This is a genomic window from Variovorax beijingensis, assembly GCF_003951285.1.
GTDB classification, from domain to species: domain Bacteria; phylum Pseudomonadota; class Gammaproteobacteria; order Burkholderiales; family Burkholderiaceae_C; genus Variovorax; species Variovorax beijingensis.
Genome location: NZ_RXFQ01000039.1, coordinates 1 through 14,533, shown reverse-complemented (window position 1 = coordinate 14,533; position 14,533 = coordinate 1). Strand labels below are relative to the sequence as shown.

The window sequence follows — 14,533 nt, the reverse complement described above, 5'->3', positions numbered from 1 at the left end:
ACAGAGCCAGCGGAGTCGTCGTCTATGTCATCGCGGGGCAGGGATCGACAGAATGTGGAGACGAGCGCATTGACTGGCAACGGGGAGACCTCTTCGTGTTGCCGGGGAGCTCCAGCCATCGGCACAAGGCTGGCGAGAGCGATGCCGTATTGTGGATCGTCACGAATGAACCGCAACTCATGTTCGAACACCTGCAGCCACCTCTCGCGGGCGATTCGCCGACGGAGATAGTGCATTTCACCTCCGACGAGATGAGTCGTCAGATTCAACTCCTCTACCGCATTGGACGCAGTGACGACATCGCAGGGTCGGCGCTCATACTCTCCTCGCAAGAACAAGAGGCAAGCCGAAACGTTCTGCCAACCCTCACCGTAGCGATGAACACCTTGCCGCCCGGAAAATCCCAGCGGCCACATCGACACAACTCAGTGGCCGTGGCGCTGGTGATCCAAGGCGAGAACTGCTACTCCGTGGTTGACGGCAAGCGCAAGGACTGGGCCCCCTGGGCGACGACGGTCACACCCGCAACGTCGATGCATTCCCATCACAACGAAGGAACCCAATTTGCCATGTTCCTGATTGTTCAGGACGGCGGCATCTACTACCACGCCCGTGCGATGGGATTCGCGTTTGCCGATGCAGCCGGTTGATACCGAAGCCTATCCATCGCCGTACGTATTCGTCGCGGTTTGTTCCAACACACTTCCAGCAATGTTCTGACCAATGAGCACCCCCACTATTCTCTGTTGCGCCGTGACTGGCAATATCACTACGCTCGCCCAGCATCCGGGCTTGCCATGTACTCCTGAGCAGATCGCAAATGCTTGCATCGATGCGGGCCGCGCCGGCGCAGCCATTGTGCATATTCATGTCCGACATGCTGATGGGCGCCCCAGCATGGAGCTTGCCCACTACGAAGAGGTCGTGCAGCGAATTCGAGCGAGCGATGTGGACTTGGTGATCAATCTCACCACGGGCCCTGGTCAGCGTTTTGTGCCGAGTGAGCACGACCCGAAGGTCGCCGCCCCCGGTACGACCCTCATGCGGCCGGAGCCTCGAGTGGAGCATGTGGTCGCCCTCCGGCCGGAGATCTGCAGCCTCGATCTCAATACGATGTTTTCCGGTTCTTCCGTCGTCATCAACACGCCCGCGAATGTGCGCAAGATGGCTGCACTGATTCAGGAAGCGGGGACAGTGCCGGAGTTGGAGGTATTCGACACGGGGGATATCCACCTGGCTCGTGATCTGATTGCAGAGGGAACCTTGCCGGAACCGGCGCTGTTCCAGATCGTCCTCGGTGTGAAGTACGGCGCCGACGCCTCGCCCACGACACTGGCCTACTTACGTTCGCTGCTGCCTGAAGGTTCGCGCTGGGCCGCCTTTGGCATCGGCCGCCAAGCGTTCCCCATGCTGGCGCAAGCCTTCCTCCTGGGCGGCCACGTGCGGGCAGGGCTGGAGGACAACATCTACCTTGAGAAAGGGGTGCTTGCACCCGATAACGCTGCTCTGGTTGCCAAAGGTGGTCGCATCGTGCGTGAGTTGGGCGGCCGTCTGGCAAGCGCGGGGGAGGCGCGCGAAATTCTTGGTCTCAGGAAAATGAAGCCGCGGGACTGATGGCAAGCGCGGGCTCGCGATTTCGATCTGCCCCTGGCTTTAACTCGCGAGCTCGTCGTCCGAGGACAAATTTGGCGCGTGCTCCTGACTCAGGGCACCTAACGCGTTCAGATCAACCAGGAGACGCTGGGACCATCATGCCTACGCCAAGCTGGGGAGGCGGGCGGTGGATTGGCAAGCTGTGACCAATGTGTGGTTTGGCCGTCGCGGGAGCACAGAAGGCTTCGCGGATCGCGTCACCTCAGGTGTACCAAGCTGGCGGAGAAGGGGTCAATGCTGTCGTCCTTCTTTAGCGCCGAGGCCTCTCTGCATTGTTTGAAATATTTGGACGAAGAACAGTGATTCCTCCGCCCCTCTCTCGATAGGAAGGTCGTCAGTCTAGAGCTTCCATAATGTAAACGTGCGCGTCCGCTGAATTGAATCGAAACTGAATTACCGCTTGGTACTCTGTGCCATGGTAGAAATCCCGAGCTGACTTAAACGAATCAAATTCGATAAGTACGACCCGCTCGCGGTCAGTCGCACCTTCCACTATCTCAGGTCTATCTGAAGAAGCGACGATTCGAGCATCGCTCCGTTTTAGAAGCGGGACGACTCTAGCGAGGTATTCCTCAGCAAAATATTCAGCATCAAGCATCCTCAATGCCGCAAATAGATAGCCTTTTTTCACTCATCCATCCGAAAAAGGGCATTCGCCCGAAAGCGTGATAGTGCTCAAAAATCTCTTGGGTGTCATGTCGCGTGAGTACGCCAGGGTTTACCCGCATGCTCCAGCTAAGGCGGAAAGCGCAACCTCTTCACGTCCGTGGCGCGACATTTTCGCCAAATGACGTACCAATGCGTTGCCGGCATCTTCTGATCTGGCCGCCTCAACGAAATCATCACGTCGTGATGTGATGGAAAACCCTAGCGTATTTGCGCGCCCTAGCGTAGGCGAGTGGCCCCAGGAATCATTGGGTCGCCGTTCTCGGGTCGGGCGCGCCAGGAAAAGCGGCGCCGCGGCCAGCAACCGAAAGGGACAACGATCAAGCCTTAATGCCCGCGCTTTAAGCAGGCTCCGCTCTTGGATCGCTATTAACTTAATAACGGTTCTAGCATCAACGTAGGAGACAAATCATGAGAAAAACGACTTTATATAAAGCAGTCACCGGGATGATGGTGGCGGCGATTGCCGCAGGGTGCGGAGGAGGAGGGGATTCGGGAGGTTTCGTGCCTGTTGTACTCCCTCCTGCAACCGGCACCACGCCAGTGGTTCCTCCTGACGCGCCTCCCCAAATGGTGTCCAACGAGGAGAGGTGCCGCGCTATTGCAGCCCAGAGCTTGCCGGGAACTGAATTCACCGTCGTGGAATATCGGCCAGCAGGAGACTTTCCAGTACCGAAGCAGATCATCCCCACTGCGGAAACGATCAAATCATTGCCTGAATTCTGTCGACTCTCTGTCAGACTGACCCCTTCCAATGACAGCGACATCAAAGTTGAGATCTGGCTTCCCGGCGATCACTGGAACGGGCGGATGCTTGGCTTGGGTAACGGCGGGTTCGCCGGTTTCATCAGCTACGAATCTCTGGCGGCAGGTTTGAGGCGCGGTTATGCGGTCGCCCATACAGACATGGGCACCGGGGGGGCAACGCTTTCTTTCGATGGCTCGCTTCTCCGGGGTCATCCCGAAAAGTGGATCGATTGGGGCTATCGTTCAACCCACCTCATGACGGTTCTCTCCAAAGCATCGGCCCAGCGGTTTTATTCAAAGCCGCCCGCGAAATCGTATTTCATGGGATGTTCAACTGGAGGTGGCCAGGGAATCCATGAAGCTACTCGGTACCCGGACGACTATGACGGCATCATCAGCGGCGCGCCAGCCAATGATCGGATCGGGACCCACATCGGCATCGCTACGTACTGGGCGACCATGAAAAAACTCCCGGCACCTGGGATGCCCGCCGACAAGATGGCCCTGCTGTCTTCTGCAGTCCTGGAAGCCTGTGACTCTGACGACGGAGTGCAGGACGGTCTGATAAGTCGACCCGAAAAGTGCACTTTTAATCCGCGCGTCCTGCAATGCCAGGACGCAGGCGGGGCGAACTGCCTCACTGCAGATCAGGTGTCGGCCGTCGAAAAACTGTATAGCCCGGTGATCGACCCGGTGACGGGAGCAGTCATAGCGCCGCAGCTCGAAAAGGGCTCAGAGCCGAATTGGTCGGCCGGCTTGGCGATCGACCTTTCCACCAAGCCTCCGTTTGGAGAGCTTTTCTCATGGGTGCTTGGAAATGACTTCGACTTCCTCAATTTTGATTATTTCAGAGACAGGCAGACGGTCGAAAGCGTTCTAGGGCCGGTCGTAAATGCAACGAGCAAAGATCTGACGAAATTCAGGGATCGTGGCGGGAAAATCATCGGCTTCAACGGGACCATGGACGCGCTAATCCCTCCAGCCGGATTTGAAAAGTATCTGACATCGGTTAGCGAAACAACCGGTGCTGGCGACTCGTTTATTCGCTTTTACAAGGCCCCTGGCATGGACCATTGCGGAGGAGGATTAGGCCCGAACGTGTTCGGCAATGACATTGCTACGCCGGTCCCATTGGCTGGTGATCCTTCCCGAGACCTCCTGGCCGCGCTCGAAAGGTGGGTTGAAACGGGCGATGCACCCGATAGGATAATCGCGACCAAGTTCAAGGACAACAATGTTGCTGCAGGTGAAGTCGCCATGACGCGTCCATTGTGCCCGTTTCCAAAATTTGCTAAATATGATGGCGTTGGAGATCCTAACTCCGAGAAGAGTTTTAGCTGCCAACAGCCAGGCTGAGCGGAAGAGAGGGGGAGAAGGTTCTTCCCCTTTATTTAATATAATCCGGCAATTTTGCTCACGATCTCCACGGTCGTCTTCGCATCAAGCTTGCGGCCGATCCGAGTGCGATGCGCCTCGACCGTTCTATGACTCATTTCGAGTAACTTTGCTATCTGCTTGCTGGTCAAACCTTTGGCGAGCAATTTAACAATTTCACGCTCTCGTGGGGTCAGGTGCACCACTGTCTTTCTACGATCGGACAGGTCTTCGAACATCCAGGTCGCGTGCTCATACGGCGAATTGACCCTGAAAGACCGCCCCGCAACGTGACACCAAATCAGCCGACCGGACTGATGACGCATGAGTCTATCGTCTGAATATCGACCGGTCTCTCGCAAAATTGGAAGAGCCAGCTCACCGGTACTATCGAACTCTTGGGCTGTGGGGTAAAGAATCGCAAGAGACTGTCCGACGAGTTCCTGACTCTCGAAGCCGAACATGCGGCTAAATTCATCATTGCAGATGACGATTTTTCTGAACTCGGTAATGCACAGCCCAACAGGCGCAAATTCAAAGCCCTCGATCAGGTGTTCTCTCAAAGCATCATTCATAACGAGTTCCGATTAAGGGTTTCCCCTTGCGTAGACGCACGCCTTTCCCCGATGCTCCGTCGAAGCCAGAATTGTGAATCGCAAATTTTGCAATTAAACGGATCATCACATGGGTTGCAGCATCGTCGGATGGGCGCACGTTCCTTTTGGCAAGCATACCGCCTCCAGCTTGGAAAAGTTGATTGTAGGGGTCGCCGATGAAGCTTTGTCGAACTCAGCGATCGATCCCTCAGAAATCGGTGGAACATGGCTAGGAAATCTTAATGGAGGATTCGTAAGTGACATCTTCGCTTCCTCCCTGATTCTTCAGTCCGACGACCGCCTGCGCTGGGCGGCTTCAACGCGGGTAGAAAACGCATGTGCATCAGGTGCCGCGGCTATCAACGCGGCTTGCGACGCAATTGAGGCCGGCCGAATTAACGCCGCCCTGGTTGTGGGGGCGGAACTGATGACGCAGAGGGATACTTTGGCGGTAACTAACATCTTGGCTGGATGTTCTTATGTTCCGGAGGAGGCGAGCATCGGTCTCACCTTTCCTGGCATTTTTGCGGAATTTGCGACGGCCTATTTTGATGAGTATGGAGATCACTCCGAAGTTCTAGCAAAAATAGCTGCTAAGAACCATGCCAACGGAGTTAAGAACCCTCTCGCTCAAATGCGCAAGGATTTGGGGTTCGATTTCTGTAACACCGTCTCGATAAAAAATCCAATAATCGCGGCGCCGCTCAGAATGACGGATTGTTCGCTGGTTTCTGACGGGGCTGCGGCCCTCGTGATTGTTGACTCTCGGCGGGCCAAGGAATTCGAAAGAGCGGTGACGTTCAGGGCGCGGGCGCAAGTCAGTGACTTTTTGCCCATGTCTAGGCGAGCCCTTCTCGACTTTGAAGGCCCCAAGCGGGCCTGGGCGCGAGCCTATGCCGATGCCGGCTGTTCGACGAATGATCTATCTTTCGCTGAAGTCCACGATTGTTTCACCATTGCCGAGCTCCTTTCTTACGAAGCCATGGGATTGGCTCCAAAGGGGGAAGGTCGTCGAGCGCTGGATGATGGGACGGTATATCTCGGCGGACGCCTCCCCGTGAATGCTTCTGGAGGTCTCAAGGCCAAGGGACATCCAATTGGTGCCACTGGAGTTTCAATGCACGTTATTGCTGCGATGCAATTGTGCGGCGAGGCTGGAGAATTTCAGGTAGATCACCCGAAGCTCGGTGGAGTTTTCAATATGGGTGGATCTGCAGTCGCAAACTACGTGAGCATCTTGGAAAGAACTCGTTAACCCCATCGCTAACTGATCATGCTTAAAACGAGAGTCGCACTTATAACTGGATCAACGCAAGGTATCGGGCTTGCAGTCGCGCGAAAGCTCGCTGCCGCCGGGCTTCGAGTGATCATCCACGGAATCGAGAGTGTGAGTGATGGAGAGCGCCTCGCCGGTGAAATTGGTGACAAGCGCTTCGTAGGATATATCCGCGCCGATTTGTCGAACTCCGACGAAGCGTTGGAGTTGATCGAGCGGGCTGAAAAACTGTTCGGAGGTGTCGATATTCTTGTAAACAACGCCGGCATTCAGCATGTTGCTCCGATCGAAGAATTTACGCTCGCGAAATGGGACAAGGTTCTGAGCATCAATCTGACTGCGCCATTCCTTCTCATGAAGGCGTGTCTCGGCGGAATGCGTGCGCGTGGCTGGGGCCGCATCATCAACGTTGCCTCGGTTCATGGGTTGATTGGGTCTGCGAACAAGTCAGCCTATTTGGCCGCAAAGCATGGACTGGTCGGCTTGACGAAGGGTGTGGCCCTTGAAATGGCAACGAGTGGGGTTACTGCGAACTGCATTTGCCCCGGATTTACCGACACACCAATCCTGGAAGCTCAAATCAAAGCTAAGGCTGCAGCTGTCGGGGGAAGCTATCAGGAGGGAGTCCAGGAGCTGCTTCGGGAGAAGCAGCCGAACATGACTTTGCTGCCACCCGCGCAGATTGCTGCAGCGGTCGAATTTCTTTGCGGCGATGACGCTGCCGGAATTACAGGCATCGCAATGCCTATCGATGGGGGTTGGACTGCCCAGTAAGGCGCGTTTCCGGTCGCTTTAAGGCATCCCTGGTTTTGTGAGCGCCCTGAGGCTGCGACTTCGTTCGATCAATTTTCATGTTCAATCTCATGGGCGATCCCATTCTTCAAACTCATCAACTCTCCAAAGAATTTCGGGGCTTCACCGCGGTCAGCAAGGTCAATCTCTCGGTCGTGCGCGGTTCAATACACGCGCTGATCGGCCCGAACGGCGCCGGCAAGACCACCTGCTTCAATCTGCTGACCAAATTCCTTGAGCCGACCAGCGGCACGATCCTCTTCAACGGCCGGGATATCACCGGCGAGCGGCCCGCGCAGATCGCGCGGCGCGGCATCATCCGTTCGTTCCAGATCTCGGCTGTGTTCCCACACCTCACCCTGCTGGAGAACGTGCGCCTGGGTCTGCAGCGCCGGCTGGGCACCTCGTACCACTTCTGGAAGAGCGAAAAGTCGCTCGAACCGCTCAATCGGCGCGCGCGCGAGCTGCTCGCCGAGGTAGGGCTAGAGGAACTGGCCGATGAGCAGACTGTGAACCTGCCCTATGGACGCAAGCGCGCGCTCGAGATCGCTACAACGCTCGCGATGGAGCCCGAATTGATGCTGCTGGACGAACCCACGCAGGGCATGGGCCATGAAGACGTGCATCGCGTGGCAGAACTCATCAAGCGTGTATCGGCCGGCCGCACCATCCTGATGGTCGAGCACAACATGAGCGTAGTCTCAACCATTGCCGACACCATCACGGTGCTGCAGCGGGGGGCCGTGCTGGCTGAGGGCCCCTATGTCGAAGTCTCCAAGAATCCGCAGGTGATGGAAGCCTACATGGGCACCACCGGCGATGAAATGCAAAGAGCGCACTGATGGCTGCGCCCGCACTCGAGATCAAGGGTCTGCAAGCCTGGTACGGCGAATCGCACGTGCTGCACGGCGTCGACATGGTGGTTCAGCCGGGGGAGGTCGTCACGCTGCTGGGGCGCAACGGCGCGGGCCGCACGAGCACGATGCGCGCGGTGATGGGGCTGACCGGCACACGCAAGGGCAGCATCAAGGTCAACGGAGTCGAGACCATCGACATGCCTACGCACCGCATCGCGCACCTTGGGATTGGCTACTGCCCAGAGGAACGCGGCATCTTCGCAAGCCTATCGGCCGAGGAGAACCTGCTGCTGCCACCTGCGCTCAAGGTCATGGCGCCGGGCATGTCGGTCGACGAGATCTACGCGATGTTCCCCAATCTCGCGGAGCGTCGGCACAGCCAGGGTACGCGACTGTCGGGCGGCGAACAGCAGATGCTCGCAGTGGCACGCGTCCTGCGGACCGGCGCACGGCTGCTGCTGCTCGACGAGATCTCCGAAGGTCTGGCACCGGTGATCGTGCAGGCGCTGGCGCGAATGATCCACACGCTGCGCGACAAGGGCTACACGGTCGTGATGGTCGAGCAGAACTTCCGCTTTGCGGCACCACTGGCCGACCGCTTCTACGTGATGGAGCACGGCCGCATGGTCGAGCACTTCAAGGCCGAAAAGCTCGAAGACAAGATGCCGCTGCTTGCTGATTTGCTCGGTGTTTGAACAGTATTTTTTGGAGACCACGTCATGCAACATTTCAAATTTTCCCTCGTCGTCGCGGCACTCGGACTGAGCTTCGCTGCAGCATCCCATGCGCAATCCCAGCCCCAAGAGAAGGTCACGATCGGGTTCATCACCGACATGTCGAGCCTGTACTCCGACCTCGAAGGGAAAAATGGCGCCCTGGCCGTGCAGATGGCCATCGACGACTTCGGCGGAAAGGTGCTCGGACGTCCAATTGTTCTCCTGAGCGCAGATCATCAGAACAAGGCCGATATCGCTGCCTCGAAGGCCCGCGAATGGATCGACACACAGGGCGCGAACATGATCTTCGGTGGCACCAATTCTGGCGCTGCTATCGCCGCTGCGAAGGTTTCAGCAGAGAAGAAGCGCGTTTACTTCAACAGCGGCGCAGGCACGTCAGCGCTGACCAATGAAGAATGCACCCCTTATACGGTCCACTATGCGTATGACACCGTGGCGCTGGCGCGCGGAACGGGTGGTGCGGTTGTCGACGCTGGCGGAAAAAACTGGTTCTTCCTAACCGCTGACTACGCCTTCGGTCAGGCCATTGAAGCCGATACAACGAAGGTCATCAAGCAAAAGGGAGGGAGCGTTGTTGGTTCGGTCCGCCACCCGCTGAATGCGTCGGACTTCTCCTCCTTCCTACTCCAAGCCCAGAACTCCAAAGCGCAGATCCTCGGCCTGGCAAATGCCGGTGGGGACATGATCAACGCGGTCAAGGCATCTCGCGAGTTCGGCGTCAACAAGACGATGAAAACGGCCGGGATGCTTGTATTTCTTAGCGACATCCACAGCCTCGGCCTGAAGAATACAGAAGGCCTTCTTCATACCACCAGCTGGTACTGGGACCTTAACGACGAAACACGCAAGTTCGCGAACCGGTTCTTCGAGAAGACCAAGCGCATGCCTACCGATATTCAAGCGGCTGACTACTCGGCCACGACGACGTACTTGAAAGCGGTCCAAGCTGCGAAGACCACGGATTCAGACCAAGTCATGACCCAGCTCAAGAGCATGACCATCGATGACTTTTACGCAAAAGGCCAGATTCGAGCTGACGGACGCTTCGTACATGACATGTATCTGATGCAAGTGAAGTCCCCATCAGAGTCCAAGAAGCCCTGGGACTACCTCAAAGTCGCCGCTAAATTGCCGGGCGATCAGGTGTTCACCACCAAGGCCGAGAGCAAGTGCGCCATCTGGAAGTGACCGCATTCTTGCGGGCCTGTGACGGCCCGCAGCTGCTTCAAACTCTATGACCATTTCTCTCTCCGCCTTGATGAGCCAGCTCCTACTGGGACTGGTCAATGGATCGTTCTACGCGATCCTGAGCCTGGGGCTTGCTGTGATCTTCGGATTGCTCAACGTGATCAACTTTGCCCACGGTGCGCTGTTCATGCTCGGCGCGGTACTTAGCTGGATGGCAATGAACCACTTCGAAACCAACTACTGGGTGATGCTGGCAGCAGCACCCTTGATCGTCGGTTTGCTCGGCGTGTTCATCGAGCGGTTTCTACTGCGCTGGATCTACAAGCTGGACCATCTTTATGGTCTGTTGCTCACGTTAGGCATCACCTTACTCATCGAAGGCGGCTTCCGTTCAGTCTACGGGGTATCCGGTCTGGCCTACGACACCCCTGAGGCGCTGTCTGGAGCAACATCACTGGGCTTCATGGTGTTGCCCAACTACCGCGCCTGGGTGGTCGTGGCCTCGCTGGTCGTGTGCTTCGCCACCTGGTACGCGATAGAGAAGACCCGGCTCGGCGCCTACCTGAGAGCTGGCACCGAGAACCCGCGCTTGGTCGAGGCTTTCGGGGTCAACGTGCCGCTGATGATCACGCTGACCTACGCTTTCGGCTGCGCACTTGCGGCCTTCGCCGGGGTACTGGCGGCACCGGTGATGCAGGTCTCGCCACTGATGGGGCAGAACCTGATCATCGTGGTATTCGCGGTGGTCGTGATTGGTGGCATGGGCTCGATCATGGGCGCCATCCTCACCGGTCTGGGTCTGGGAGTCATCGAGGGCTTTACCAAAGTCTTCTACGCGGAGGCGTCATCAACCGTGGTGTTCGCCATCATGGTGCTGGTGCTTCTCATTCGCCCCGCCGGCTTATTTGGCAAAGAGAAATAAAGAAGACGTGGTCATGAAGAATTTTTCCAACGTCATCTATTCGCTGCTTCTCGTCGCGCTGGTGCTGGCGCCGTTCTTCGGCGCCTACCCGGTGTTTGTGATGAAGCTCATGTGCTTCGCGCTGTTCGCCGCGGCCTTCAATCTTCTGCTCGGTTATACCGGCCTGCTGTCCTTCGGACACGCGGCCTTCCTGGGTGGCTCGGCCTACGTGGCCGGCCATGCGATCAAGGTTTGGGGCCTGACGCCAGAACTCGGCTTGCTCGCGGGCACGCTCACCGGAGCGCTCATGGGTTGGCTGTTCGGCGTGATCGCGATCCGCCGACAGGGTATCTACTTCGCGATGATCACACTGGCGCTTGCGCAGATGATGTTCTTCGTTGCGCTGCAGGCCAAGTTCACTGGCGGCGAGGATGGCTTGCAGGGCGTGCCACGCGGCAAGCTGTTCGGGCTCATTGACTTGTCGAACGACGTGACCATGTACTACGTGGCGCTGTTCATGGTGGTTTTGGCCTTCCTGCTGATAGTGCGGACGATTCGCTCGCCTTTCGGCCAAGTGTTGAAGGGCATCAAGGAAAACGAGCCGCGCGCGGTATCGCTGGGCTACGACGTGAGTCGCTTCAAGCTGATGGCCTTCGTGATCTCTGCCGCACTATCGGGTTTTGCCGGCTCGCTCAAGACACTGGTGTTGGGATTCGCCACTCTGTCCGACGTGCACTGGACGGCTTCTGGCCAGGTCATCCTGATGACGCTGGTGGGTGGGCTGGGTACGTTGTCGGGTCCTTTGATGGGTTCGGCAGTGGTGGTGCTGCTTGAGAACAAGATCGGCGAACTGGGGAACTTCCTCGCGCGCCTCACGACAGTCGACTGGTTCAATACGCTGGGCGATTCGGTGACCATGGTCACTGGCCTGATCTTCGTGATCTGCGTGCTCGCCTTCCGCAAGGGAATCATGGGCGAGATCATCGCGTTCTTTGAAGCGAGAGTCTCACAGTCATCTGTAAGGAAAGGGTTCCTCACCCAGCTCCGAGAAACGCAGCACGGATCTTGAGGAAGAAGCAGGTGTCGTCACGAAGCCAGAGAGGCTGTTCATTCAGGGTTAATTGAGCAATTCGACCCGCCGTGGAGTTCATCGGGCTCGATCTCAATTGCGGAGAGCTCGGCGTCGCTGACGGCCAAGCCTCTGGGGTAGGAAACAGTTATGTCGGCGGGATACCGCAGCAGGCGGCAAGGTGTTCAGGTCGTGTTCGCAAGCTCGACGAGCACAAAGCTGCGTCATTGGCGCCGCGCAGAATCCCAGGTAACCTCTCGAACATATTGAACAGCGGATCCGCGCGCAGCGGTGAGGGTCATCCAACGCATGAGAACCAATATTGCGGTCGTCACGGGTGCTAGTCGTGGGCTCGGTCGAGGCATTGCGCGGACGCTCGGCGGCCGAGGCTTCAAGGTCTACATCACGGGGCGCTCGCTTGAGTCACTCGAGGATTCCGCTGAGGAGGTGAATTCCGCCGGTGGGGAAGGCATACCCGTGATGTGCGATCACGCCGACGACGAGCAAGTGAAGATGCTTTTCGAGCGCATCAAGATGGAGGCCGGGTGCCTGGACATCCTCGTCAACAACGCCGCCGCGGTCGATGCTCGCTCGCTCGCCATGCCGGGACCCTTCTGGGAGAAGCCGCTCGCTCTCGCTGACATGATTGATATTGGGCTTCGCTCAAATTACGTGGCCGCCTACCATGCGGCGCCACTGATGGTCACGACCGGCGGCAGCCTGATCGCCAACATTTCCTTTTACGGGGCCGTGTCTTACCACTGCGGGCCAGCTTATGGGGCTGCAAAGGCCGGTACCGACAAGATGACGTTCGACATGGCGGTGGATCTTCGTCCGTACAACGTGACGGCGGTATCCATTTGGCCCGGGCTGATCCTCACCGACGCCCTGAAGTCCATCCCGCGCGAACACCTCCCTCCCCAAGTCGCCGCTGATCTGTCCAACTTCGAAATGCCTGAATTCACGGGGCTGGTCATCGAACGGCTTTGGCGCGACCCGTCGAAGCTTGATAGGTCGGGGGAGACGCTGATCTCAGCTGAGTTGGGTATGGCGTATGGCATCAGGGACCTGGACGGTAAGCAGCCTCGGCTTTATACGGAGACCCTAGGACGCCCGACGGGTCGGTTTATGCTGCCAGTCACGGAGTGAGAGCTCTTCCGGCTTGCTTGACGGCGCCAAGCCCGTGCATCATGCGCACTTCATCCGCCGTTAAGGCGTAGGGCGATCTTCGCTTTATTGGCCGTTTTCTGCAGCCACCTCAAAGTGGTGGCGAGCTTTACGGATGATCTAAAGAGGTGAGTGCTGGCGGGGCGGCAACAATCCTGTTCACGAGTCTGAGCACCTCTATGGCCGTCAATTTGTCGGCAACGGGTTCAGCACCACTGCCCAGATCCCGGCAGCGGCGTTGAGGATGTTCTGAGCTGGCCCCTTGAATGACAGGACACGGTGGCGGATTCAACCGGTCGATGCAACACACTAAGAACTGCGGAGGCAGAAGGAGTGTTGCAAATGAAGTATCGAAAGCGAACGCACTACACCGACAGCCAGAAAGCGTTGATGTGGGACCGTTGGGAGAAGGGTGAATCGCTTCCTCAGATTGCTCAGTTGTTTGATCGATCGCATTCAGCGGTTCACCGCATACTTGCCGAGACAGGTGGGATACGGCCGCCCGGACGCTCGCGTTCGACGTTGTCTTTGACGTTGGCGGAGCGAGAAGAAATATCACGTGCATTGGCAGCGGGGCAATCAATCCGATCGATCGCATCGGCCCTTGACCGCTCTCCCTCGACCATCAGCCGCGAGGTCAAGCGGAATGGTGGTCAGGGAAGTTACCGTGCTGCATCAGCCGATCAGCTCGCATGGGACAAAGCCCGCCGCCCCAAGCGCTGCAAACTGGCTAAGAACCGGCGCCTGGCACATATCGTTGCTGGCAAGCTTCAATTACAGTGGTCGCCGCAACAGATTGCAGGATGGATGAAGCATGCCTACCCGTGCGACGAGACCTACCACGTGTCACACGAGACCATTTATCGAAGCCTTTTTATTCAAGCTCGCGGCGCCTTGAAGAAGGAACTTCTGCAGAACTTGAGACGGACCAGAGTCATGCGCCGTTCGCGCAACCACACGCAGAAGACAGAGAATCATGGCAAGATCAATGGCATGGTTCCCATCAGTGAGCGCCCAGCAACGGTGGAGGATCGGGCCGTGCCCGGCCACTGGGAGGGCGATCTGCTCTTTGGAAGCCGCAACACCCAAATTGCCACCCTGGTTGAGCGCAGTTCACGTTATGTGATGCTCGTCAAAGTGGCCAGCAAAGATACCGAAACGGTCATCAACGCGCTGATTCTGAACGCGCGGAAGCTGCCGCAAGAACTCTACAAATCGTTGACATGGGATCGTGGAAAAGAGATGGCGGCCCACAGGCGCTTCACGTTGGCCACGGACATCAGCGTCTACTTCTGTGATCCTCAGAGTCCCTGGCAACGAGGAAGCAATGAGAATACTAATGGATTGCTGAGACAGTACTTCCCCAAAGGTGTTGAGATCTCAAGCTATTCACAAGCACAGCTCAACGCGGTCGCAAAAAGATTGAATGAACGTCCGCGAAAAACCCTGGATTACGAAACACCCGCTGAGCGATTCAGCCAACTTGTTGCATCGACCGGTTGAATCCGCC

14 protein-coding genes are annotated in these 14,533 nt (G+C 57.3%); 12 read left to right on the top strand and 2 right to left on the bottom strand.

Features of this window, described 5'->3' with window-relative positions:
• On the top strand, positions 1-650 hold a 650-nt coding region (locus EJO66_RS31640), incomplete at its 5' end, for a cupin domain-containing protein (protein WP_125967172.1).
• 73 nt (positions 651-723) lie between these two features.
• A complete protein-coding gene (locus EJO66_RS31635; protein WP_125967171.1) occupies positions 724-1,614 on the top strand; it encodes a beta-keto acid cleavage family enzyme in 891 nt (296 codons plus the stop codon).
• A gap of 373 nt (positions 1,615-1,987) precedes the next feature.
• On the opposite strand, the gene EJO66_RS31630 is transcribed toward EJO66_RS31635, so the two are convergent.
• Positions 1,988-2,284 (bottom strand): DUF1330 domain-containing protein, encoded by a 297-nt coding sequence (locus tag EJO66_RS31630; RefSeq protein ID WP_125967170.1) that lies wholly within the window; start codon positions 2,282-2,284, stop codon positions 1,988-1,990.
• Between the two features lie 446 nt (positions 2,285-2,730).
• On the opposite strand from EJO66_RS31630, the gene EJO66_RS31625 reads away from it, so the two are divergent.
• A complete protein-coding gene (locus EJO66_RS31625) occupies positions 2,731-4,422 on the top strand; it encodes a tannase/feruloyl esterase family alpha/beta hydrolase (protein ID WP_125967169.1) in 1,692 nt (563 codons plus the stop codon).
• Positions 4,423-4,457: 35 nt separating this feature from the next.
• Here EJO66_RS31625 and EJO66_RS31620 read toward each other — a convergent pair whose 3' ends face one another.
• Positions 4,458-5,015: a helix-turn-helix transcriptional regulator gene (locus EJO66_RS31620; RefSeq protein WP_125967168.1), complete on the bottom strand. Its 558-nt coding sequence runs from the start codon at positions 5,013-5,015 to the stop codon at positions 4,458-4,460.
• Between the two features lie 109 nt (positions 5,016-5,124).
• On the opposite strand from EJO66_RS31620, the gene EJO66_RS31615 reads away from it, so the two are divergent.
• The 9 genes from EJO66_RS31615 to EJO66_RS31575 all read left to right on the top strand — a co-directional run bounded on the left by EJO66_RS31615 (position 5,125) and on the right by EJO66_RS31575 (position 14,526).
• Positions 5,125-6,291 carry an acetyl-CoA acetyltransferase gene (locus EJO66_RS31615; RefSeq protein WP_125967167.1) on the top strand — a complete coding sequence of 389 codons (1,167 nt, stop codon included), beginning with the start codon at positions 5,125-5,127 and terminating at the stop codon, positions 6,289-6,291.
• An 18-nt stretch (positions 6,292-6,309) separates the two neighbouring features.
• Entirely contained in the window at positions 6,310-7,086 is a 777-nt protein-coding gene (locus tag EJO66_RS31610; protein WP_125967166.1) for a 3-hydroxybutyrate dehydrogenase, read from the top strand.
• 89 nt (positions 7,087-7,175) lie between these two features.
• The gene (locus EJO66_RS31605) at positions 7,176-7,946 is read left to right on the top strand and encodes an ABC transporter ATP-binding protein (protein WP_125967173.1); all 771 of its coding nucleotides are present in this window, start codon (positions 7,176-7,178) and stop codon (positions 7,944-7,946) included.
• A complete protein-coding gene (locus EJO66_RS31600; protein ID WP_125967165.1) occupies positions 7,946-8,656 on the top strand; it encodes an ABC transporter ATP-binding protein in 711 nt (236 codons plus the stop codon). Before EJO66_RS31605 ends, EJO66_RS31600 begins: the two co-directional genes overlap by 1 nt.
• Before the next feature lie 24 nt (positions 8,657-8,680).
• The gene (locus EJO66_RS31595; protein WP_125967164.1) at positions 8,681-9,886 is read left to right on the top strand and encodes an ABC transporter substrate-binding protein; all 1,206 of its coding nucleotides are present in this window, start codon (positions 8,681-8,683) and stop codon (positions 9,884-9,886) included.
• A gap of 46 nt (positions 9,887-9,932) precedes the next feature.
• The gene (locus EJO66_RS31590) at positions 9,933-10,808 is read left to right on the top strand and encodes a branched-chain amino acid ABC transporter permease (RefSeq protein ID WP_125967163.1); all 876 of its coding nucleotides are present in this window, start codon (positions 9,933-9,935) and stop codon (positions 10,806-10,808) included.
• A 13-nt stretch (positions 10,809-10,821) separates the two neighbouring features.
• Positions 10,822-11,856: a branched-chain amino acid ABC transporter permease gene (locus EJO66_RS31585; protein ID WP_125967162.1), complete on the top strand. Its 1,035-nt coding sequence runs from the start codon at positions 10,822-10,824 to the stop codon at positions 11,854-11,856.
• Between the two features lie 309 nt (positions 11,857-12,165).
• On the top strand, positions 12,166-13,005 hold the full coding sequence (locus EJO66_RS31580) for an SDR family NAD(P)-dependent oxidoreductase (RefSeq protein ID WP_125967161.1): 840 nt from the start codon (positions 12,166-12,168) through the stop codon (positions 13,003-13,005).
• A 360-nt stretch (positions 13,006-13,365) separates the two neighbouring features.
• The gene (locus tag EJO66_RS31575) at positions 13,366-14,526 is read left to right on the top strand and encodes an IS30 family transposase (protein ID WP_125967160.1); all 1,161 of its coding nucleotides are present in this window, start codon (positions 13,366-13,368) and stop codon (positions 14,524-14,526) included.
• Positions 14,527-14,533 lie beyond the last annotated feature (7 nt).